This window comes from Dysgonomonas sp. 520, from assembly GCF_010501095.1.
Taxonomy (GTDB): Bacteria; Bacteroidota; Bacteroidia; order Bacteroidales; family Dysgonomonadaceae; genus QVMP01.
The window spans coordinates 1-21,934 of record NZ_QVMP01000025.1 but is presented as its reverse complement, the minus strand read 5'-3'; the positions used below and the strand labels follow the sequence as shown (position 1 = coordinate 21,934).

General features: G+C 40.0%; 17 protein-coding genes. 15 read left to right on the top strand and 2 right to left on the bottom strand.

Annotation, left to right across the window (positions count from 1 at the left end):
* Positions 1 to 64 precede the first annotated feature (64 nt).
* The gene (locus D0T56_RS13885; protein WP_163320764.1) at positions 65 to 679 is read left to right on the top strand and encodes a 4'-phosphopantetheinyl transferase superfamily protein; all 615 of its coding nucleotides are present in this window, start codon (positions 65 to 67) and stop codon (positions 677 to 679) included.
* Here D0T56_RS13885 and gldG read toward each other — a convergent pair.
* Positions 663 to 3,071, bottom strand: a complete 2,409-nt coding sequence (gene gldG / locus D0T56_RS13880; RefSeq protein ID WP_163320763.1) for a gliding motility-associated ABC transporter substrate-binding protein GldG — start codon at positions 3,069 to 3,071, stop codon at positions 663 to 665. The two genes, D0T56_RS13885 and gldG, sit on opposite strands and share 17 nt — an antisense overlap.
* A 73-nt stretch (positions 3,072 to 3,144) precedes the next feature.
* On the opposite strand from gldG, the gene D0T56_RS13875 reads away from it, so the two are divergent.
* From D0T56_RS13875 to D0T56_RS13810, 14 genes are all read left to right on the top strand, one after another.
* Positions 3,145 to 4,479, top strand: coding sequence for a hypothetical protein (locus tag D0T56_RS13875; RefSeq protein ID WP_163320762.1), 1,335 nt, complete (start codon positions 3,145 to 3,147; stop codon positions 4,477 to 4,479).
* 43 nt (positions 4,480 to 4,522) lie between these two features.
* On the top strand, positions 4,523 to 4,954 hold the full coding sequence (mscL, locus tag D0T56_RS13870) for a large-conductance mechanosensitive channel protein MscL (protein ID WP_163320761.1): 432 nt from the start codon (positions 4,523 to 4,525) through the stop codon (positions 4,952 to 4,954).
* Positions 4,955 to 4,966: 12 nt separating this feature from the next.
* Complete coding sequence (locus D0T56_RS13865; RefSeq protein WP_163320760.1) at positions 4,967 to 5,728, top strand: M15 family metallopeptidase; 762 nt, start codon at positions 4,967 to 4,969, stop codon at positions 5,726 to 5,728.
* A gap of 112 nt (positions 5,729 to 5,840) precedes the next feature.
* Positions 5,841 to 6,422, top strand: coding sequence for a DUF3109 family protein (locus tag D0T56_RS13860; protein ID WP_163320759.1), 582 nt, complete (start codon positions 5,841 to 5,843; stop codon positions 6,420 to 6,422).
* A gap of 86 nt (positions 6,423 to 6,508) precedes the next feature.
* Complete coding sequence (gene topA / locus D0T56_RS13855) at positions 6,509 to 8,878, top strand: type I DNA topoisomerase (protein ID WP_163320758.1); 2,370 nt, start codon at positions 6,509 to 6,511, stop codon at positions 8,876 to 8,878.
* 48 nt (positions 8,879 to 8,926) lie between these two features.
* Positions 8,927 to 9,619, top strand: a complete 693-nt coding sequence (locus D0T56_RS13850; RefSeq protein WP_163320757.1) for an NUDIX domain-containing protein — start codon at positions 8,927 to 8,929, stop codon at positions 9,617 to 9,619.
* 353 nt (positions 9,620 to 9,972) lie between these two features.
* Positions 9,973 to 11,133 carry a BamA/TamA family outer membrane protein gene (locus D0T56_RS13845; RefSeq protein WP_163320756.1) on the top strand — a complete coding sequence of 387 codons (1,161 nt, stop codon included), beginning with the start codon at positions 9,973 to 9,975 and terminating at the stop codon, positions 11,131 to 11,133.
* A gap of 101 nt (positions 11,134 to 11,234) precedes the next feature.
* The gene (locus D0T56_RS13840) at positions 11,235 to 12,866 is read left to right on the top strand and encodes a lipid A phosphoethanolamine transferase (RefSeq protein WP_255491184.1); all 1,632 of its coding nucleotides are present in this window, start codon (positions 11,235 to 11,237) and stop codon (positions 12,864 to 12,866) included.
* Positions 12,867 to 12,894: 28 nt separating this feature from the next.
* Complete coding sequence (locus D0T56_RS13835) at positions 12,895 to 13,866, top strand: PCMD domain-containing protein (RefSeq protein WP_163320755.1); 972 nt, start codon at positions 12,895 to 12,897, stop codon at positions 13,864 to 13,866.
* Positions 13,867 to 14,063: 197 nt separating this feature from the next.
* Complete coding sequence (locus tag D0T56_RS13830; protein WP_163320754.1) at positions 14,064 to 14,747, top strand: L-ribulose-5-phosphate 4-epimerase; 684 nt, start codon at positions 14,064 to 14,066, stop codon at positions 14,745 to 14,747.
* Positions 14,748 to 14,879: 132 nt separating this feature from the next.
* Entirely contained in the window at positions 14,880 to 16,379 is a 1,500-nt protein-coding gene (gene araA / locus D0T56_RS13825) for an L-arabinose isomerase (protein ID WP_163320753.1), read from the top strand.
* Positions 16,380 to 16,466: 87 nt separating this feature from the next.
* On the top strand, positions 16,467 to 18,134 hold the full coding sequence (locus D0T56_RS13820) for a ribulokinase (protein ID WP_163320752.1): 1,668 nt from the start codon (positions 16,467 to 16,469) through the stop codon (positions 18,132 to 18,134).
* 229 nt (positions 18,135 to 18,363) lie between these two features.
* Positions 18,364 to 20,109 carry a sodium:solute symporter gene (locus D0T56_RS13815; RefSeq protein ID WP_163320751.1) on the top strand — a complete coding sequence of 582 codons (1,746 nt, stop codon included), beginning with the start codon at positions 18,364 to 18,366 and terminating at the stop codon, positions 20,107 to 20,109.
* Positions 20,110 to 20,244: 135 nt separating this feature from the next.
* Positions 20,245 to 21,396 (top strand): aldose epimerase family protein, encoded by a 1,152-nt coding sequence (locus tag D0T56_RS13810; protein ID WP_163320750.1) that lies wholly within the window; start codon positions 20,245 to 20,247, stop codon positions 21,394 to 21,396.
* Positions 21,397 to 21,482: 86 nt separating this feature from the next.
* Here D0T56_RS13810 and D0T56_RS13805 read toward each other — a convergent pair whose 3' ends face one another.
* Positions 21,483 to 21,851: an ADP-ribosylglycohydrolase family protein gene (locus tag D0T56_RS13805; RefSeq protein ID WP_163320749.1), complete on the bottom strand. Its 369-nt coding sequence runs from the start codon at positions 21,849 to 21,851 to the stop codon at positions 21,483 to 21,485.
* Between the last annotated feature and the right edge of the window lie 83 nt (positions 21,852 to 21,934).

Sequence of the window (21,934 nt, the reverse complement as noted above, 5' to 3'; positions counted from 1 at the left end):
AGAATCTGGTTATAGAGAAAAAGATCCTTCATTTCATTCAGGATGACATTTATTATAGCTAGATATGCTTATCCGCAAAGAAAAATATGATACTACCCATTTGGCTATCTGGAAAATAGACGAGTCGAGAGAAGAACTATTTTCAATGTTGGAGAATAAATCCTTTCTTCAAAAGGATGTGTTGCTTGTATCTTCCGAAGCAAAACAGACAGAGAAACTAGCCGTTCGGGTTCTCCTGAAAGAACTATTGGGCAAAGAAGTAAATATAAAATACGAAGTTTCGGGTAGGCCATATCTGTCGGACAAATCATTTCACTTAAGCATTTCCCATACCAAAGGGTTTGTAGCCGTAATTCTGGATAAAGACAAGACAGTAGGTATTGATATTGAGAAAATTTCGGACAAAGTGGTTAGGGTTCGTGACCGGTTTGTTTCCGATCAGGAGTTTATTGATCCGGATAATGAGCTTATCCATTTGCTTCTGCACTGGTCGGCAAAAGAAACAATGTATAAAATTATAGATCGGGAAGGCGTGGACTTGAAAAGCGATCTGCAAATACATCATTTCAAACCTCAGCAAAAAGGAACTTTTGAAGCCGGAGAAATAAAACAAACCTTCACTATCAATTATGAGGTAACGGAAGATTTTGTTTTAACATGGTCTACCGTTCATATTTGAATTTTCTCAGAAGGTTTATACAACCAATTATCAAAGCCATAATAAGGAGAGGTAAAGCAATATTCATTGCAACATATTTGTCCCTGTTTTCATAAATAAGCTGCTTGTTTAGCAGTCTCAACTGCTGTTGCTTATTCCTCAAACTCATCCATTCGTCATCGTTTGCCAGCCAATTAACGGCATTCACTATAAAATCCCTGTTGCCATATTGTTTTCTCTCGATGCGGTCGTAACCCATAGGCAGCAGCATTGTTTCGTCATCTTGACCTGCATAGCTGTTTCGGATGATCTCGGAATTTCCTACTACTATCATTTTTGTTCGTGAGCTTTTAAATCGGGGTTTATATTCCCGCATATCAATGCTATCGGGAATCATCCTGTTTTTGTATGCCGAGTTGAATTGTCCGTCAAGAGCGATAGCAACGGGGATGAATGACTCGTCAAAATAGTCAGGCTGAGATTGGATATGTTCAACCTCGAAGTTTATTTTTTCGGGAACACGCACCGTATGGCTATGTGTTGATGTGGTCAGAAGAACCGTTTTGCTCACATTTTCCGATTTACCCACAATATCTACCGAGCTTGACAGATAGGCGGCAACATCGGATATATCTTTTGTAACAGGATGATTTGGACTAGGGATAAGCAACGGAGAAAAGAACGATGGCACTACCGTAGGTTTCGCATTTTCGTTGTCCGATGCAAGAAGAATAGGCAAACATTGTGCATCTTGCAGCAAAACCGGATTGATGCGCACCCCATAAGTGAAAAGCAAATCGTCCAGATTAGTTTCATTTTTCATGCCGGGCGATTCGCCTTTTCGGGCTAAATCTTCTTTTGAGTAATATACACCATCCATCAACCACAATACTTTTCCACCGTTCATAATGTATTGATCGAGTATGAATTTTTCTTGCTCCGAAAATTTCTCTGTTGCTCCGGCTATGATGACCACGCTAAAGCTGTTTAATACAGATACATCGGGAATGATAGTTCCCCTGTTGATAAAAAAATATTTAGACAGCATGGCCGTGGCGTCTTCCAGATAAGGCTCGGCAATCTCGCCGTGCCCTTCAATGAAAGCAATATCCCGCTTTTCCTTCCGGCTTATCAAACGGATGGCATCAATAAATTCAAATTCCAGATTTTCGGCCGAGGCATTCAGGTTTTCTTCGGCGGAGTTTGTCGTTATGCGTTTTAACAGATTGATAGGCAGGGTGTCATTGTCATAAACAATCTGCGCATAAGGGTAGATAATTTTCTGGCTGACTTTTCCTTCTCTGTTCGTTTCATTCAGGATAATACCCTCCATCTGTTGTTGAGCCATGTATTCGTACACCTCTTTGGGAGAATTGGCATTATTGTATGGATTTATGAATTTAACATTAAAAGCACCGTTTGATTTTCGGTTGAAATCACTCAACAGGTCTTTTACCGAATTTTGTAATTTCTGAAAACCTGAATTCAAATCTCCTTCAAGAAATATATTTACCTGTATATCTTTCTTTTCCTCGGCTATGTTGGCTAGTATTTTTTTTGAGTAATCGCTCAATGTATATTTTTTATCCTCGGTGAAGTCAAACCTGTAATTCGGGATAAAAGATGCAATAATATTCACAGCTACTAAAATGCCTAAACCAATGAAGCACCTTTTCAACCTCAGCGTTTTCCGAATATCAAGAACAAAAACACTAAGAATTACAAATACGGCTATATAATTAAAAAATGCAAGGATATCATTCAATTGCACAACTCCTCGTTGCATCAACGTATAGTGACTGTTCAAACCGAATGAGGATACAGATAGTTGCGCTTTTGGCGATCCGAACAAATATCCGATCATATCGAATCCAAAGAAAAAGAAAGCATTTAAAAATATGGATAACAATAAAGCCAATATTTGATTGGATGTCAATGTAGACGAAAAAACTCCGATAGACACAAAAACCAAAGAGAGAAATATCAACAAGGCATAGCAAATAATGATATTGTGTAGGTCAATATTGCCTTTCGGGATTGACAAATCGCTGATAGTAATGATATAAACAAAAGTAGCAAGTATACAGATAGTTGCAAACATCCACGAAGACAGAATCTTTGAGGAGATAATTGTAACTATTTTTTTCGGGCGGGATAGGAGCAGGTTCAAGGTATTGCTTTTTCGCTCTTCACTGAAAGAGCCCATCGTTAGAGCTGGAATCAGAACAATGAAAAGCAGAGCAGACAGTCGGAAGAAGCTATCCAATGAACTATAATTGGCATCGGGAATATTGAAACTACCCTGAAACAACCACAAAAAAAGACCACAAATGAGCAGGTATGCAAATGAGAATACAATGCCTGAAGATGAACAAACGATGTGTATAAATTCTTTTTTTAACAGACTTTTCATGTCTTGTTTCGATGGATTTATTTATGCTAAAAAATAAAGATATATCTTTGCACCGACAGGTTGACCTGACAATATGCAGATAAAACGAATTGTAAAGATAATTATTTTATCGGTTTTTATGCTTGCCGCAATAATTACCGGAATTGTTATGTACCAAAGGCTAAGTTACAACAAAGAGGTCTTTGATACTGATATTTACGACTTTATCCCCAATTCGGCAACCAGCGTGCTGCAAATAAACAGGGCGGCAGACAATCTATATCCTTTTTTGGGCGAATTGCAACCTACCATTTCTCGTCTGCAACCACTCAGTTATCCGCAATATGTTGTAAATAACAACAGCGACAGGGCGTTTGTCTCGAAAATAAGCAAGGAACAGGAAATTGATATAAAAAACCTGCTTACGAACGAAATATATCCGAATTTTAAGGCAAAAGAACTTAGCTATAAAGATGCTACGATATATTTCTATCCATCGGACGAAGAAAAGTTTTTTGCCTGTATATTCCACAAAGGTATTTTTGCTTGCAGTTATAAATATAAATTGCTGGAACAAATAATTGATTCGGAACAGGAAATGGCTTTTTTCTCAGGGTTAGACTTTGAGCAATTTAAGGAAAAAACTTCAACAGCTTTTGTAGCTAACTTGTTCGTAAAGGATAAGGATAAAGACACAAAGGCGGTTTTCAATTATCTGGAATCGACCGGCAATATTCAATTGGATGGGTATGCCGTTCCGTCTGCTTTGGTATTGGGCAAGATGTGCGATACGGCAGAAGACATACACCTAAAGGTGAACACATCGCTAAGCATTTTCCCCGATTCTCTTTCAGCTTTTGAGGTTCAGAACAATACGGCTATCGTGGCCGACTCCGAGGCCTGTTGGTTTACCGTGCCTTCCTATAAGTTTTATTTGAAAGGAGCAAAATGTGGACCTGTTTATGCCCTGCGTTTCCTTAAATCTCGCTTCAGGGTCTTTGATATGATGGACAATATTGAGCGAAATTTATCAAATCAGCCGCTACATTTGTTTGGTAGTATAAACAGAACAAAATACAATCTATATAAAGGCTCATTAGAGTTTAGTAAGGAGTTTTTCAAACAAGACCGGGTAACTTATTTTTCATTCGTAGATGGCTATCTGGTATTTTCGGCATGCGAGGAAGAACTTGTCGGTTTTGTATCATCATACAGAAATGTGGAAAAAATAAAATCACCGGATATACATATCGAAAGTCCCGATGTTACTTATTATTACTATTGCTGGGGAAGGCCGACAATAGATTCGCACATGTTGTTGCCCAATAATTATTTTCCAGACAATGAGTCGAATAGCGTTACAGTTATTCAGGGTAAGCCGGAAAGAGATATGCTGAAAATAAGTGTTTCTATAAACAATTATAAATAGAGATTGTTAAAATCTGTAGTGTAACGATTAAATATATAAAGATATGGCAAAAGTTTTGAACGAGCTTAAGAGTTTTATGATGCGTGGCAATGTCGTTGATATGGCGGTCGGTGTCATCATCGGTGGAGCATTCGGGAAAATTGTGTCGTCATTGGTTAGCGACGTCATCATGCCTCCCATAGGAATGTTGTTGAACGGGGTTAATTTCTCCGACCTGAAGTTTACTATGAAAGAAGCTACTGTGGACGCAGCAGGTCAAGCCGTGGCAGCAGTGACCGTAAATTATGGAGTATTCATTCAAACGATTCTGGATTTCGTAATTATTGCGACAGTAATATTCTTTGCAATTAAATTGATGAACTCTTTGCAAACGAAGCAGGAAGAAGCTCCGGCAACACCTCCTGCCCCAACAAAAGAAGAAACTTTGTTGACAGAAATACGGGATTTGCTGAAAGAACAAAACGACAAAAAATAGTTGAATCTCCGAATGAGAAGGTTTGCCACTATTGTTGCAATATTTTTTTCTACTATTTGTCTTCATTCTCAAAGCTATCCGAATGGGGTCGGGAAATTGATGAAAGCATATCCTGATTTTATCGGTGCGTATGATGGGAAAAATATTGTTCTGAAAAATGGTGTAAAAATCATTTACGATGACGTAAACCGTAATAAAACCAGCACGCAACTTCTTGACAATCCTTCAATAAGTGATATATTCAGAGATGAATATGTTAAAGGAGAAATAAAAGTTCCCACCAAAGGAAACGATGCCGGGCGAATACGTAGCGAAGTTTTGCTGAAAGCTATGTACGGAGCAACATCTTCGGAGGTCCAGAAAAATCTGATCACAATAACGTGGTGCCCCAAATTAGTTGGAAGTAAAATAAAGGTCACCACACAAAACGGTGTGGACAAGCAACTTCGGAAGGTTTCGGAAGAATTGGACAACCATCCTGAACTGAAAAAATATCTGACAGGAGCTACAACTTTCAATTGGCGAAAAATAGCAGGGACAAACCGGTTGAGCTCGCATAGTTTCGGTACGGCGATCGACTTGAATGCGAACTTTTCGAACTATTGGCAATGGGATTGCAGATGTAGAAACGAAGAGGCAACATTGAAATACAAGAACCAGATACCACAGCTTATTGTTGATACTTTCGAGAAATACGGGTTTATCTGGGGTGGCAGATGGTATCATTACGATACGATGCATTTCGAATATCGCCCCGAATTATTGGCAGAATAAATATATCTTTGCAGAAAAAAGTCACAGATTTTCTATTTCTCAGGCAAGTGTAACAACACCAAATAAAGTTACAGCTTGAGAATATTATAATAATTATTATTGAGTATAAAAAATGATTCAAATTGACGATACGATAATAGCTTTGGATGTAATTGAAGAGAATTTCATTTGCGACCTGTCTGTCTGTAAAGGCGAATGTTGTGTAGAAGGTGATTCGGGCGCACCTCTCGAAAATGATGAGGTGGAAAAGATAAAAGAGGTTCTACCCCTTATATGGAACGATTTGTCGGAAAAAGCAAAAAAAGTGATCGAAAAAGAAGGCGTAGCCTATAAAGATTACGACGACGAAATGGTGACCTCGATTGTTGACGACAAGGACTGCGTTTTCACATATTACGATGAAAAAGGAGTATGTAAATGTGCAATTGAAAAGGCATACAGAGAAGGTAAGACCGATTTCTACAAGCCGATATCGTGCCATCTCTATCCTATACGCCTGCAAAAATACAGGGAATTTACGGCCGTAAACTACCATCGGTGGAAAATTTGTAAAGCAGCCGTGGCTTTCGGAAACAAGGAAGGCGTAAAGGTATATCAGTTCTTGAAAGAACCCCTGATCAGGCGATTTGGCGAAGCCTGGTACGACGAATTAGACCTTGTGGCAAAAGAATACGGAAAAAGTAAAACGAAATAAAAGTTAGCATAATGGCGTGAGAATGAACAAAAATCATTACTTTTGCCGTTCAAAAAATAATCCAAAGAGCTTATACATCCGGTAAAATGCAAAAAAACTTAGTAATAGTAGAGTCTCCTGCGAAAGCAAAAACAATCGAAAAATTTCTCGGAAAAGATTATAAAGTGATGTCTAGTTATGGACATATCCGCGACCTGAAAAAGAAAGATTTAGGCATTGATATGGAAAATAACTACAAGCCTCTGTATGAGATTTCGCCGGATAAGAAAAAGCTGGTATCGGAACTGAAAGCGGCGGCAAAAGATGCAGATGTTGTTTGGCTGGCATCCGATGAAGACCGCGAGGGAGAAGCCATTTCGTGGCACTTGTATGAAACACTGGGGTTGGAAAAGAAAGACACGAGACGAATTGCATTTCATGAAATTACTAAAGACGCTATATTGCATGCGATAGAGAATCCTCGTACGATAAATAAAGATCTGGTTGATGCTCAGCAAGCTCGTCGTGTGTTAGACAGGATTGTGGGTTTTGAACTGTCGCCGGTGCTTTGGAAAAAAGTGAAGCCGGCTCTTTCGGCAGGACGGGTTCAGTCTGTGGCTGTGCGCCTGATTGTTGAGAGGGAGAAAGAAGTTCGCAACTTTAAGCCGGAAGCTGCCTACCGGGTTATCGCCATATTTGAAAAAGACGGGCAACAGATAAAAGCAGAACTGAATAAGCGTCTGAAAACGAAAGAAGAAGCATTGTCTCTTCTTGAAAAGTTGAAGACAGCGGGTTATTTGGTTGAAGACATACAAACAAAACCTACAAAGAAAACTCCCGCAGCACCATTTACCACTTCAACGCTTCAGCAGGAAGCATCCCGTAAATTGGGCTATTCCGTTGGGCAGACAATGATGTTGGCTCAGAAGCTGTACGAATCGGGGAAAATAACATACATGCGTACCGACTCGGTAAATCTTTCCGGGTTGGCGATAAATACATCGAAAGCCGAAGTAGAAACGGCTTATGGAAAGGAATACATAAAAGTTCGTCAATATACGACCAAAGCGAAAGGCGCACAAGAAGCTCACGAAGCAATTCGCCCTACATATATGAGTGAACACGAAGTGTCGGGAACGGCTCAGGAGAAAAAACTTTATGAGTTGATCTGGAAAAGAACAATCGCTTCGCAAATGGCAGATGCAGAGTTCGAAAAAACTACTGCAACAATAAATTTCGGTGATAAAACCCTGAAATTTGTGGCAGAAGGCGAAGTGATGAAATTTGACGGGTTCCTGCGTGTTTATCTTGAAGGTACGGACGACGAAGATACCGAAACCGTAGAAGGAATGTTGCCTCCCATGGCAGTGAACGAGAAACTTTCGGCTGTGGAAGTTACTGCGACAGAACGTTTCACGCAACGCCCGCCACGATACACTGAGGCTTCGTTGGTGAGAAAATTGGAGGAACTCGGAATTGGCCGCCCGTCAACTTATGCACCTACTATTTCTACAATCCAGAATCGGGAGTATGTGATCAAAGATTCGGTAGAAGGAACGGAGCGTACATACAACGTTCTTCAACTGAAAGACGAAAAAATAAAAGACTCGGAAAAAACAGAAGTATTCGGGGCTGATAAAAATAAACTGATACCAACCGATATAGGGGTGGTTGTGAACGACTTTCTGACAGAATACTTCCCTGAAATTATGAATTATAATTTCACTGCAAATGTTGAAAAGAATTTCGATGATGTGGCAGAGGGAAAAGAAAACTGGACAGAGATGATCGATCATTTCTACAAAGGGTTTCACCCTGTGGTTGAGGAAGCTATGGATGTGCAAACAGAGCGCAAGGTTGGTGAGAGGATTCTTGGTGTCGACCCTAAATCGGGAAGGCAAATTTCCGTGAAAATCGGACGGTTTGGACCTATGGCACAGATAGGAACACAAGACGAGGAAGAGAAACCTCAGTTTGCAGGATTGAGAAAAGAACAATCACTTTCGACAATAACATTGGAAGAGGCTTTGAAACTGTTTGAACTGCCTCGCAAGCTAGACAAGTTTGAAGATAAAGAAATGACTGTTGCTATCGGACGGTTTGGGCCATATATCAAGCACAACAACCAGTTTGTGTCGTTGCCAAAAACGTATGACCCTTTTGAAGTGACAAGCGAAGAAGCCATCGAGCTGATATTGGAGAAAAGAAAAAAGGACAGCGAGCGTGTGATAAAAGTGTTTGAGCAAGATGCCGAGATGCAGCTTCTGAACGGAAGATACGGGCCTTATTTAGCATATAAGAAAAAGAATTATAAATTGCCTAAAGGTGCAGTTCCGGCAGAAATGACTTTCGAGGACTGTATGAAAATAATAAACGCAGAACCGGCAACAAAAGAGAAAAAAGGATCGAAAACCGCAACTAAGAGCGAAAAAAAGACAGGCAAGAAATCGACAAAAACTTCTGAGAAGAAGAAATAGGCAAAAAAGTTTATATTATCTTGATTTATTGTCAGAAAATATTTTAGTATGACACCATTATTTTACAGAGAACAGGAGCAGTTCTATGTGTCGGTAGACTGTATTATTCTTGGCTTTAAGGCAGGTAAGTTGTATCTACTTATATCCAAACGTAAATTTGACCCACTGATGGGGTACGATACATTGATGGGTGGATTTTTACGTCACGATGAAAGTCTGTCCGAAACCGTATCGCGGGTAGTGTGGGAATATACAGGAATAGAAGACGTTTACATGGAACAAGTTGGAACTTACGGAGATATAAGTCGTGATGCCGGTGAGCGTGTGGTTTCAATAGCCTACTATGCACTCATTGATATGGAACTGTTTGACGAAACCCTTTGTAAAAAGCATAATGCCCGTTGGCACGAGTTGGAGCAGGTTGGGGAATTGATTTTCGACCATAACCTGATACTGAATGATACCTTGTCCATTCTGAGAAGGAAAGCCGCCAATTTGCCTATTGGTTTTAACCTTCTGCCCGAAAAATTCACTATACCTCAGCTTCAGGCGTTATACGAGGCAATTTATCAAACCCCGATAGATAAGAGAAACTTCAGGAAGAAAATTAATGAAATGGATATTCTTGAAAAACAAGAAGATAAAGATAAATCTAGTTCAAAGCGGGGTGCATTTTACTACAAATTTAATAAAGAGAAATACGACCAATTACTACAAAAAGGATACTATTTCTCATTGTAACTTATCTAAAATTTAAATAACAGTTTGTTGAACGAATAGCCACTGCTATTCGTTATTTTTCTCATATTGTAGTATCTTTAAATGAAAGTTTAATCAGGTTGGATGTGAGAATTTGGACTATTTTGACTATATAAGTTATTTATATTTACACGTTTATAGTTGATTGGGTATGAGCTTTTACGATGAAGGTATAATCGTATGCCATAGCATGATAATGAAAAAGAAGCTCGTGTAGCCATCATTTTCAATTGGGGGCTGGAAATATTTATTTATTAAAATTTGTTTCTTGTTAAGATTGTTTGTTAAAGGGAATAAATATCTGTTCTCACATTCATTTAAGGTATGTAATTTTTATGAGGATTTATTGTTTGTATATCATATTTTTATTGATGGCTTGTTTGTCTTCAAATGTGTTTAGTCAATCATTTGAGGCAGCGGACTCGCTTAATGTGGAGAAAACGAAGAAAAATATTTTCCGAAAAATATATGATTATTTTGAAAAATCGAACGAGGTGAACAATGATAAACGCTTCGATGTTTCGTTTATCGGAGGGCCTCATTATTCTAGCGACACCAAACTCGGACTGGGACTTGTAGCTTCCGGACAATATCGGGTAGACAGGAGCGATCTGACCATTTCTCCATCCAATGTTTCCCTCTATGGCGATATTACAACTTCCGGCTCATTTGTGCTGGGTATCGGAGGAAATACCATTTTTAAGGGGGAGAAGTATCGCTTGGATGCAGACATATTTTTTTCATCAAAGCCAAGTAAATATTGGGGAGTCGGCTACGAAAAAGGAAGGCGCAACAAAGACTATTCGAAATATACGAAACGAGAAGTACAAATTAAAGTCGATTTTCATAAAAAGATATTCAACAACACTTATGTCGGGGTTACAACCATGGTGGAACATGTGAAGGGCGATAGTTTCAAAGATGTTCGTTATCTGGATGGGAAAGATAGAAGCAGTACAGCCGTAGGAGGCGGCGTTGTTCTTTCGTACGATTCCAGGGATTTTATACCTAATCCTTCCGGAGGGGTTTTTCTGAAAATAGAACAAAGCGTTTATCCCAAATTCATGGGAAGTTCGAGTACCTTCAACCGTTCCGATCTTATTGCCAGATACTATATGCCCGTCTGGAAGAATGGTACGCTGGCATTTGATTTTCAGGGAACATTGAACAATGGCGATGTGCCTTGGAGCATGTTGGCTTTGTTGGGCAGTTCGTATCAAATGAGGGGGTATTATAAAGGACAATACCGGGATAAGAAAATAATTCAGACACAGGTAGAATTGCGGCAAAAAATATACGGAAGAAGCGGTGTGGTGATGTGGGCCGGAGCAGGAAATGTTTTCTCAAATTTTGAAAAATTCAATTGGGATCACACATTGCCGACTGTCGGATTCGGCTACAGATGGGAATTCAAAAACCGGGTGAACGTGCGGTTAGATTATGGGATAGGAAAAGGGCAAACAGGCTTCTATTTTAATATAAATGAAGCATTTTGAGAGATGAAGATATGAGTATAATGATTTCTACATTGAAAAAATATTGGAGTTCTTTTTTGTCGAGCCCTCAAAAAATATTTTGGCTATACATTTTGCTGAATATGATTCCGAGCTTACTCTTACTGACATCGGAACCCTATAATATCTTCGGCAAGATTGTCCTGCTCTTATTTCCTCTAGGTTTGTATCTCATTGTTTATTCGTTTACTAAAAATACGGGACTGATACAATTGATATTGTTCCCTCTGATTATAATCCACGCCTTTCAGCTGGTGCTCTTCTATTTGTTTGGCGAAGACGTCATTGCTGTCGACATGTTTTTGAATGTAGTAACCACTAATCCGTCGGAAGCCGGAGAGTTATTGAACAGTATCTGGCCATCAATAGTTTTTGTTTGCGTCGTGTATATCCCTATGATTGCACTGGCAATCAGGCAGGTAAGAAAAAAAGTCTATTTAGGCTCGAAATTCAGAAAATACACAATACCGGCAGGCTTGTTGTTGATTCTGGTTTCATACGTCCTGTCGTTTTTTTCCATTAATCAGAATACAGGTAGGTTTTCGTACGGAAAAAATGTTTATCCGGTGAATGTTTTTTACAATCTGAATTTTGCGATAGACAAGTGGCAAAAAAGTAATAAATATTTTGAAACATCAAAAAATTTCACGTTTAATGCCCGTAAAGACAGCGTAGCCGATAAAAGGGAAATATACGTATTGGTGATCGGGGAGACAAGCCGTTCCGAGAATTGGAGTTTGTATGGTTATGATCGCAAAACAAATCCTCTATTGGAGAAGAAAGAAGGACTGGTGCATTTTCAGGATGCCATAACCCAGTCTAATACCACCCACAAAAGTGTCTCCATAATGCTGTCGACCGCATCTGCCGAAAACTATGGCGTTATATACGAGCAAAAGAGTATCATAGATGCCTTTAAGGAAGTCGGTTTCAAGACGGTATTTTTATCCAATCAGGGTGGTAATCATTCTTTCACTCAGTTTTTTGCCGAAAGTGCCGATTATTATGACAATATTCGTTCGATGGGGAATGTGATAAGTACCGTAAATAATCATGACGATATGTTGATTCCCTTGTTTCAAAAATACGTTGATTCCGTTCCTGATAATTTATTTATAGTGATTCACACATACGGATCTCATTTCAATTACAGGGAACGTTATCCGGACGAATTTTCTGTTTTCAAACCCGATGATGTTACCGAGATCACCCGTCAGCAAAAAGAAAAACTGCGGAATTCCTACGACAATACAATCCTTTATACAGACAGTTTCTTGTCGGAGATAATGGATATGTTGCAAGCTCAGGATGCGTGCGCCTCTTTGTTTTATGCTTCCGATCATGGCGAAGATATTTTGGATGATGACAGGATGAGATTTCTTCATGCCTCTCCCAATCCTACCTACTATCAGTTGGCGATACCTATGCTTGTCTGGTTTTCGGACAATTATAAGAATGTGTTTCCGGAAAAGGCTGCAACTGCAATTTTGAATAAGGATAAGCCGGTAGCAACAAATTCGGTATTCCACACATTGTTGGATATAGCTTCCATACAGACCGATTATCTGGAGCATGATTTGTCTTTAGTGAATCGTGAGTTTAAGGTGAAAAAGAGAATGTATCTGGATGATCACGATCAGCCGATTTTCTTTTATCAAGCCAATCTGAAAAAGGAAGATAAGATGATGATAGAGAAAAGAAAAGTATATCACTAGAATATTGACACTTTAAATTGTATGTGAGATGAAAAGTAAAAATCAAAAGAAGCTCATCGCTACTGTTTTCTGTTCATTGGCATTAAGTTTGAATGCTCAACAAGAAAGAATAGCTCCCGTATCTTTCGGAGATATGGATAAATGGATGGTTCGGGAGGTAAAGGAATCTTCTATAATTGGAGGTAATACAAAGTATTTGTATGAGATAGTATCGGGCGATACTCTGTTTAATAATACAGCCTTTAAAAACCGAAAATCGCCTTGGGCTACTTCGTCGGTTTTGGCAAAAGTAAAAGGCGTGACTAAAGGCAGTGTGACGGTTTTCCCCGAAAAACGGGACAATGGCTATTGTGCCCGCTTAGAAACCCGCATGGAAGAATGTAAAGTTCTGGGATTGATAAGTATAGATGTCATTGCCAGCGGCACTATATTTTTAGGCGAAATGATTGAACCTATTACAAGTACGAGTAACCCTCAGAGTAAGTTAGTTACGGGTATTCCCTACACAGGGCGTCCAATTGCATTGATGTACGACTATAAGGTCGTAACCGGAGGCTTGTGTACGAAGGCAACCGGATTCGGTAAAAAGCATCAGTTGAACGAACCGGATATGGCGGAAGTGCAATTACTGTTGCAGCATCGTTGGGAGGATGAGGCCGGAAATGTATTTGCCAAGCGTGTTGCCACAGGTTGGGAGCGATATGGCAGAACTAACAATACATGGCAAAACGGACATAGGGTTACAATACAATATGGAGATATTACTTCAAAAAGTTTTTATAAACCTTACATGGGATTGAAGCGTGGCGACATAGCTTATTATACCCGTAACAGTAAGGGAAAGATGGTGCCGATTCAGGAAACAGAATGGGCAAAACCCGATGAAGCTGTTACCCATATCGTTTTGCAATTCTCGTCCAGCAATGGAGGTGCATACACCGGAAATATAAACAGCCGTTTGTGGATAGATAACGTAAAACTTGTACATAAAGTAGAATAAACAGTAGTTCGGATTATTATATAAGGGCAGTCGGTATAAAACATTTATATCGGCTGTTTTTATTTTTTTTGAATTATGTTGCATAACACATTATTTTTAAGTGTATAATTAAACACTTATTCTTAATATTGTACACTGTAATTAGTGTTTGTTTTACACTTATAATTTATTTATAACTCTCAAAGTTAATAATCAGTATGTTAGAGTCACTAAAAAAGGAAGTGTTTGATGCCAATATCGATTTGGTGAAGCACGGATTGGTTATATTTACCTGGGGCAATGTCAGTGCAATAGACAGAGAGAAAGGTTTGGTTGTGATCAAGCCTTCGGGTGTATCGTACGACCTTATGAAAGCCGAAGATATGGTTGTGTTGGATTTGGACGGAAATATAGTTGAAGGGAAATTAAAACCTTCGTCCGACACAGCTACTCATTTAGTATTATATAAAGCTTTCCCGAATATCGGAGGAATTGTTCACACACATTCAACCTATGCAACAGCATGGGCTCAGGCAGGATGCGATATTCCGAATATCGGCACAACTCACGCCGACTACTTCAAGGATGCTATTCCCTGTACCCGTCAGATGTTTGCAGGTGAAATTGAAGGTCAATACGAATTGGAAACAGGAAATGTAATTGTAGAACGTTTCAAAGAACTGAATCCGGACTTCACTCCCGGAGTATTGGTGAACAATCACGGACCGTTTTCGTGGGGAAAGAATGCGCACGATGCCGTTCATAATGCCGTAGTTATGGAGCAAGTTGCAAAGATGGCATTCATTTCGTACAATATCAATCCACAATTGAAAATGAATGAAGACCTGATTAAAAAGCATTTCTTCCGCAAACACGGACCGGGAGCTTATTATGGGCAATGAAACTAATAAACTAATATGCCAATGAGCCAATTTGAAAATTAATTTATTAGGCAAATTAGTTATTGGCACATTAGCATATCATCGCTTTAAATATATTATCAAATTAATTAACTAATTAAAAATATAAAGATCATGAATTTCAAAGATTTAGAAGTATGGTTTGTAACCGGAGCACAATTGCTTTACGGAGGTGATGCAGTAGTAGCAGTAGATGCACACTCAAACGAAATGGTAAAAGGCTTGAACGATTCGGGCAATCTACCTGTGAAAGTAGTTTACAAAGGAACAGTTAATTCGGCAAAAGAAGTTACAGCAACTTTCAAAGCTGCAAACAATGACGACAAGTGTATCGGTGTTATGACTTGGATGCACACATTCTCACCTGCAAAGATGTGGATTCACGGATTGCAGGAATTGAAAAAACCGTTGCTTCATTTCCATACACAGTTCAATAAGGAAATACCTTGGGATACTATGGATATGGACTTTATGAACCTGAACCAATCGGCTCACGGCGACCGTGAATTCGGGCACATCGTAGCACGTTTGCGCAGACCTTGCAAGGTTGTTGTAGGACATTGGCAAGACGAAAAAGCTCAGAAGAAAATCGCAGTATGGCAACGAGTTTGTGCCGGTTGGGCTGATGCTCAGGATATGTTGCTTATCCGCTTAGGCGACCAGATGAACAATGTTGCCGTTACGGACGGAGATAAAGTAGAAGCTGAAATGCGTTTAGGTTATCACGTCGATTTTTATAATATTGCAACCTTAAGAGATTATCAAAACGATGTAACCGATGCTGAAATCGACGCATTACTTGATACATACAAAAAAGAATACGATTGCAGTGCCATCAAAGAAGGCTCGCACGAATACGAGCAAGTGGTAAAAGCCGCGCGTATCGAAGTTGCTCTTCGTCGTTTGTTGAAAGAAACGGGTGCAAAAGCATTCACAACACACTTCGACAATCTTGATGGTATTGATCAACTTCCGGGATTGGCTTGTCAACGCTTAATGGCAGAAGGTTACGGATTTGGTGCGGAAGGCGACTGGAAAACAGCAGCTCTTTGCCGTACTATGTGGGTAATGGGACAAGGCTTGCCTAAAGGTTGCTCATTCCTTGAAGATTATACATTGAATTTTGACGGTGAAAACAGTGCCATCCTTCAATCGCACATGTTGGAAGTGTCTCCGATGATTGCTCAAGACAAACCAAGATTGGAAGTTCATCCGCTAGGCATCGGAGGAAAAGCAGATCCTGCACGTTTGGTGTTTACATCAAAAGAAGGAGAAGGTGTTGCTTCAACTATTGTGGATATGGGTAACCGTTTCCGCCTGATTGTGAATAAGGTAGACTGTATTAAGAGTAAAGCTCTTCCAAAATTGCCTGTTGCTTCGGCTCTTTGGATTCCACGCCCTAACTTTGAAGTAGGTGCAGGCGCTTGGATTCTTGCAGGGGGAACACATCACTCGGCATTTTCTTATGACTTGACTGTTGAATACTGGCAAGACTATGCCGAAATAGCAGGAATAGAAGCTATCGTAATAGACGAAAACACAACCATCGACAAATTCAAGTTCGAGCTGAAAGTAAACGAAGTATATTATATGCTGAATAAAGCATTAAAATAAGACAACCAGCTAATACGCCGATGTGCCAATGATACTATAAAAACATTGGCATATTGGCTTGTTAACACATTTGCAAATTAGAATATCATGAAATATGTAATAGGATTGGATTACGGTTCAGACTCGTGCCGGGCGGTAATCATTGAAGCAGGAACAGGACAAGAGGTAGCCTCTTCCGTAAAATACTATAAACGCTGGATGAAGGGGATGTATTGCGATCCTTCGAAAAACCAGTACCGTCAACATCCGCTCGATTATGTGGAAGCTCTTGAAGAATCAATTAAAGAAGCCTTAAGTAAATCTCCCGCAGGAACAGCCGAACAAGTGGTAGGAATGTCGTTCGATACCACAGGATCTACACCCGCATTGATCGATAAAGAAGGACAAGTGTTGGCACTTCGCCCCGAATTTGCGGAAAACCCGAATGCCATGTTCGTTCTGTGGAAAGACCATACGGCAATAAATGAAGCGGCAAAAATAAATGAAATAGCAAAACGTTGGCCTATCGATTATACGGCTTATGAAGGAGGTATCTATTCCAGCGAATGGGTATGGGCAAAAATGGCTCATGTTTTGAAAGAAGATGTCTCTATCAGAGAAGACTCATACAGCTGGATCGAGCATTGCGATTGGATGCCTGCATTGATAACAGGAACAACAAAACCTGCGGATATCATTCGCAGCCGTTGTGCAGCAGGACATAAAGCTATGTGGCTGAGAGAATGGGACGGATTGCCAACAGAAGACTTTTTAGTGGAAGTTGCACCCGAACTGAAAGGTCTCAGGGATAACTTGTTCCATGAAACATACACCAGCGAAGTGAAAGTAGGCAACCTGACTCCTGAATGGGCAAACCGACTTGGTTTGACCACAAATGTAGCTGTTGGAGTAGGGGCTTTCGATTGCCACATGGGTGCAGTAGGTGCTGAAATAACACCTAAGGCCTTTGTTCGTGTAATTGGTACATCTACATGCGACATTATGGTGGTTCCTTACGATAAGATGCACGGCAAACTGATTCCGGGTATTTGCGGACAAGTAGACGGCTCGGTTATTCCGGGAATGATTGGACTTGAAGCAGGGCAATCCGGATTCGGCGATATCTATGCGTGGTTCAAATCGGTATTGGCATGGCCTTTCGAGAATATCCTGAAAAATTCAAGTCTGATAGATCAAGAGACAAAAGATAAGCTGATAGAAGAAACTTTGGATAAAATGATTCCTGAGTTGTCAATCGAAGCAGCAAAAATACCCGTATCGGAAAGTTCTGTTATGGCAATAGACTGGATGAACGGACGCCGCACGCCGGATGCTAACCAATTGGTTAAGGGAACTATAACAGGTTTGAATTTGGGCAGTTCAGCTCCGTTGATCTTCAAAGCATTGGTAGAAGCAACAGCCTTTGGGTCGAAAGCTATTATCGACCGTTTCATCGAGAATGGTATTGAAATAGATAGCGTGATCGGTATCGGCGGTATTTCGTTGAAATCTCCTTTGGTGATGCAAACCCTCGCCGATGTGTTGGGTATGCCTATTAAGGTTGCGAAATCGGAACAGGCATGTGCTTTCGGGGCAGCAATGTTTGCTTCTGTTGCTGCGGGTGTTCATCCGAATATCGAAGCTGCTCAAAAAGCAATGGGACAAGGATTTGCACAAGAATATAAACCGGATGAAGAAAAACACAAAGTTTATATGAAGATATACGAAAAATATCAAAAATTAGGTAAATTTACCGAAACGGAATTATTTAACTAAATGAAAAACTAAAAATGAAGAATGAAAAATTATTGTGAAGCGAGGAAAAAGGCTAATCTAAAGTAAATATACAGTCATTCTGAATGTAATGAAGAACCTGAAAATTGTAATAATCAGACAAAACAGATTCTTCGGCAAGCTCGGGATGACAGACTAAAAGACTTTTGATACAGTTCTTCCACTTCTCATATTTTTCACTTTTCACTTTTCACTTTTAATTATAAAAACAATGAATTGGAATTCACATGAATTTATATGGCTCGACTGGCTGATTCTCGGAGTCGGGATATTGGCGGTAACGTGGGCTGTTTGGCGTTCGGTACAAAAAGACAAACGTTTGCAGCAAGGAGCCAACAGCGAAGACTACCTGTTTGGTAAAGGTGAGCCTTGGTACATTATCGGAGCAGCTATTTTTGCGGCGAACATTGGTTCGGAACACCTTGTAGGTCTTGCCGGAACAGGAGCAAAATCGGGTGTGGGTATGGCACACTGGGAGATGCAAGGTTGGATGATACTTATCTTGGGATGGCTATTTGTTCCGTTCTATCAACTGATGAACAATAAGATGGGTAAAATCATCACGATGCCCGATTTCCTTAAGACTCGTTACACACCTGCAACGGGTTCGTGGTTGTCTATCATTACCCTTATTGCATATGTATTAACTAAAGTCAGCGTAACAGCGTTTACCGGAGGTATCTTCATGCAAAGTCTTCTTGGCTTACCATTCTGGTACGGAGCAATCGGCTTGATAGTCTTGACTGGTATCTTTACTGTTTTGGGAGGAATGAAAGGCGTGATGACGCTGTCGGCAATCCAGACTCCTATACTTATTCTTGGCTCATTCCTTGTGCTTTTCTTAGGATTATCGGCACTTGGAGGAGGCAGCATTGTTGAGGGTTGGACTGCAATGATAGAACATTCTAAAACACTGAACGTAGGAACCGACGGGGTTGCGTATGGCACAAACCATATGTTCCACTTCGAAACAGGAGACCCGATGTATGACGACTATCCCGGTTTTTGGGTATTCATTGGAGCGTCAATTATCGGTTTCTGGTATTGGTGTACCGACCAGCACATCGTTCAACGTGTGCTTGGACAACGCAAAGGTGAGTCTAACGAAGTGGTGATGAAACGTGCCCGCAGAGGTTCTATCGCTGCCGGTTATTTCAAACTGTTACCTGTGTTTATGTTCTTGATACCGGGTATGGTGGCGGCTGCCTTGGCGGCACGACCAGAGAGCGGTTTCACATTGGAAGACCCTGATACGGCCTTCGGTTCGATGGTTAAATTTGTGTTGCCGGCCGGTGTAAAAGGAATTGTTACCATTGGTTTCATATCGGCATTGGTTGCATCTTTGGCGGCATTCTTTAACTCATGCGCTACGCTGTTTACGGAAGACTTCTATAAACCTAAGTTCAAAAATAAGAGTGAAGCCAATTACGTTTTGGTAGGCCGTATTGCAACGGTTGTGGTAGTAGTGCTTGGTATTATCTGGATACCCGTGATGATGAGTCTGGGTAGTCTTTACGACTATCTGCAAGGTATTCAATCGCTGCTTGCTCCTGCAATGGTTGCCGTATTCGCACTCGGAATATTCTCGAAAAGAATTACACCCAAGGCCGGAGAAGTGGGTATGATAGTCGGCTTCATTCTGGGTATGGTACGTTTGCTTACAAATATCTTTACCGATACAGGAAAAGCTGATATGACAGGCTGGTTCTGGGAAAGTACAACTTGGTTCTGGCAAACAAACTGGCTGATTTTTGAGATCTGGCTGCTTGTCTTCATCGTTGTGCTAATGATTGTGGTGTCATTCTTCACTGCAAAACCAACTGCTCAGCAGATAGATGCCATTACTTTCACAAGCGACTACAAAAAACAAATCTGGAAAAGCTGGAACAAGTGGGATGTTATTGCATCGCTCGGAGTTGTTGCTTGTTGTGCTTTGTTCTATTGGTATTTTTGGTAGAAACTAAGGTTATTTACTTACCAAAGTAATAAAAATATTTGCACGTTAGTTTTGATTATTATGTTTAAAATTCTCACCGTGATTATTCTTTTTTTGATTATCTTCACGGTGGGAATTTTTGTTAAAAAAATATTTATGAAAAAGGTTTTATATTTCGCTTTGGCACTTTGTTTGTTCTCTTGTGGAGGCAGTAAGCAAAAAGATTCGTCGCAAGGGAGTGGCGAAATCACATTAATGTCCGATTCGGCATTTAGTACAACAGTAGGGGGGAAAGAAGTTAAGCTATACACCCTTGAATCGGGAAATGGCATAACCATGCAGGTTTCTAATTTCGGAGGGCATGTAATTTCTTTGTGGATACCGGATAAGGACGGAAAATACGAAGATATTGTTCTGGGACAAGATAATATTGATAAGTACATAAATCACAATGGGAACCGCTTTTTCGGCCCGGTGGTTGGTCGTTTCGCAAACCGTATAGCTAAAGGCCGTTTTACGATTGATGGAAAAGAATACCAACTGCCTCAAAACGACAATGGGCAAACTCTTCACGGAGGTCCGGACGGATTCGACATGAAAGTATGGAATGTGGATAACGTTGATAAAAACTCGATCGCATTGTCTTATGTTTCGCCGGACGGAGAAGAGGGTTTTCCGGGAGCAGTTACAGTGAAAATGGTTTACACCCTGACTCCTGAAAATGAATTTAAGATTACTTATGAAGCAACAACAGATAAGGCGACGCATATCAATTTGTCTCACCATTCATTGTTCAACCTGAAAGGTGCTGGAAACGGAACTATCACAGATCATTTGCTAACGATCAATGCAAGTGGCACTACTCCTGTTGACAGCGTATTGATCCCAACGGGAGAGATTGCGCCTGTTGAGGGAACTCCTTTCGATTTTCGTGAGCCAACAGCTATTGGAGATAGAATTGATGTGGATAACGCTCAGTTGAAAAATGGAATGGGATATGATCATAACTGGGTAGTAGACAGAAAGTCAGAAAAAGACGTTGAACTTATCGCCAGTCTTTACGAGCCGACAAGTGGGCGTTTTATGGAAATATTCACAGATCAACCAGGTTTACAGTTTTATAGCGGCAATTTCCTTGATGGAAAAGTTGTAGGAAAATATGGTAAAACGTATAATTACAGGGAAGCAGTAGCTTTGGAAACCCAAAAATACCCTGATACACCCAATCAACCTCAATTCCCATCTACCTTATTGAAACCGGGAGAAACTTATACTCAAACATGTATTTATAAGTTTTCTACGAAATAAGAGTCATTTAGAAAATAAAACTCCAAAAGTTATTTGCTTTTGGAGTTTTATTTTTCCATAAGGATGGTTATAACGGAAAAAGAATGTTAAACTAGAAAAGCGTTTGCTTTATCGGCTAAAGTATCTTTACCAACCAGATTCTCAACTAGATGTGTGGGGATAGAGTTGAACCCAAATTTCAGTCCTAATAATGCTCCGGTCACAGCGCCATTCGTATCGGCATCACCTCCTTGTTCGATAACAGCGCGTAATGCCGAATAAAAATCAGAAGAATAGTTGTATGCCCACAAGGCTGCGCTCATGGTTTTGAGTGTATAGCCGATTTTGCCTTGTTCGTCCAGAGCCAGAGTGTCAATATTGTTTTGATATGCTAATTCTACATACTCAATAATACGGGAATCATATTCATTGGCTATACTGAGAATATCTGGCTTTAAGACTTCCTGATTAGTCAAACATCTATGAACGATATAAGTAATAATTAATTTAAGTTGCTACTTAAAATTTTCTAATAAAAAAGGCCAATCCATTACTTTTG

Excerpts from the sequence above, each read along its gene's own strand:
- D0T56_RS13815 (WP_163320751.1), top strand. The coding sequence starts at position 18,364 with ATGAATTGGAATTCACATGAATTTATATGGCTCGACTGGCTGATTCTC.
- D0T56_RS13885 (WP_163320764.1), top strand. The coding sequence starts at position 65 with ATGCTTATCCGCAAAGAAAAATATGATACTACCCATTTGGCTATCTGG.
- D0T56_RS13840 (WP_255491184.1), top strand. The coding sequence starts at position 11,235 with ATGATTCCGAGCTTACTCTTACTGACATCGGAACCCTATAATATCTTC.
- mscL (WP_163320761.1), top strand. The coding sequence starts at position 4,523 with ATGGCAAAAGTTTTGAACGAGCTTAAGAGTTTTATGATGCGTGGCAAT.
- D0T56_RS13845 (WP_163320756.1), top strand. The coding sequence starts at position 9,973 with ATGAGGATTTATTGTTTGTATATCATATTTTTATTGATGGCTTGTTTG.
- D0T56_RS13875 (WP_163320762.1), top strand. The coding sequence starts at position 3,145 with ATGCAGATAAAACGAATTGTAAAGATAATTATTTTATCGGTTTTTATG.
- D0T56_RS13860 (WP_163320759.1), top strand. The coding sequence starts at position 5,841 with ATGATTCAAATTGACGATACGATAATAGCTTTGGATGTAATTGAAGAG.
- D0T56_RS13835 (WP_163320755.1), top strand. The coding sequence starts at position 12,895 with ATGAAAAGTAAAAATCAAAAGAAGCTCATCGCTACTGTTTTCTGTTCA.
- gldG (WP_163320763.1), bottom strand. The coding sequence starts at position 3,071 with ATGAAAAGTCTGTTAAAAAAAGAATTTATACACATCGTTTGTTCATCT.
- D0T56_RS13810 (WP_163320750.1), top strand. The coding sequence starts at position 20,245 with ATGAAAAAGGTTTTATATTTCGCTTTGGCACTTTGTTTGTTCTCTTGT.
- topA (WP_163320758.1), top strand. The coding sequence starts at position 6,509 with ATGCAAAAAAACTTAGTAATAGTAGAGTCTCCTGCGAAAGCAAAAACA.
- D0T56_RS13830 (WP_163320754.1), top strand. The coding sequence starts at position 14,064 with ATGTTAGAGTCACTAAAAAAGGAAGTGTTTGATGCCAATATCGATTTG.
- D0T56_RS13820 (WP_163320752.1), top strand. The coding sequence starts at position 16,467 with ATGAAATATGTAATAGGATTGGATTACGGTTCAGACTCGTGCCGGGCG.
- D0T56_RS13865 (WP_163320760.1), top strand. The coding sequence starts at position 4,967 with ATGAGAAGGTTTGCCACTATTGTTGCAATATTTTTTTCTACTATTTGT.
- D0T56_RS13850 (WP_163320757.1), top strand. The coding sequence starts at position 8,927 with ATGACACCATTATTTTACAGAGAACAGGAGCAGTTCTATGTGTCGGTA.
- araA (WP_163320753.1), top strand. The coding sequence starts at position 14,880 with ATGAATTTCAAAGATTTAGAAGTATGGTTTGTAACCGGAGCACAATTG.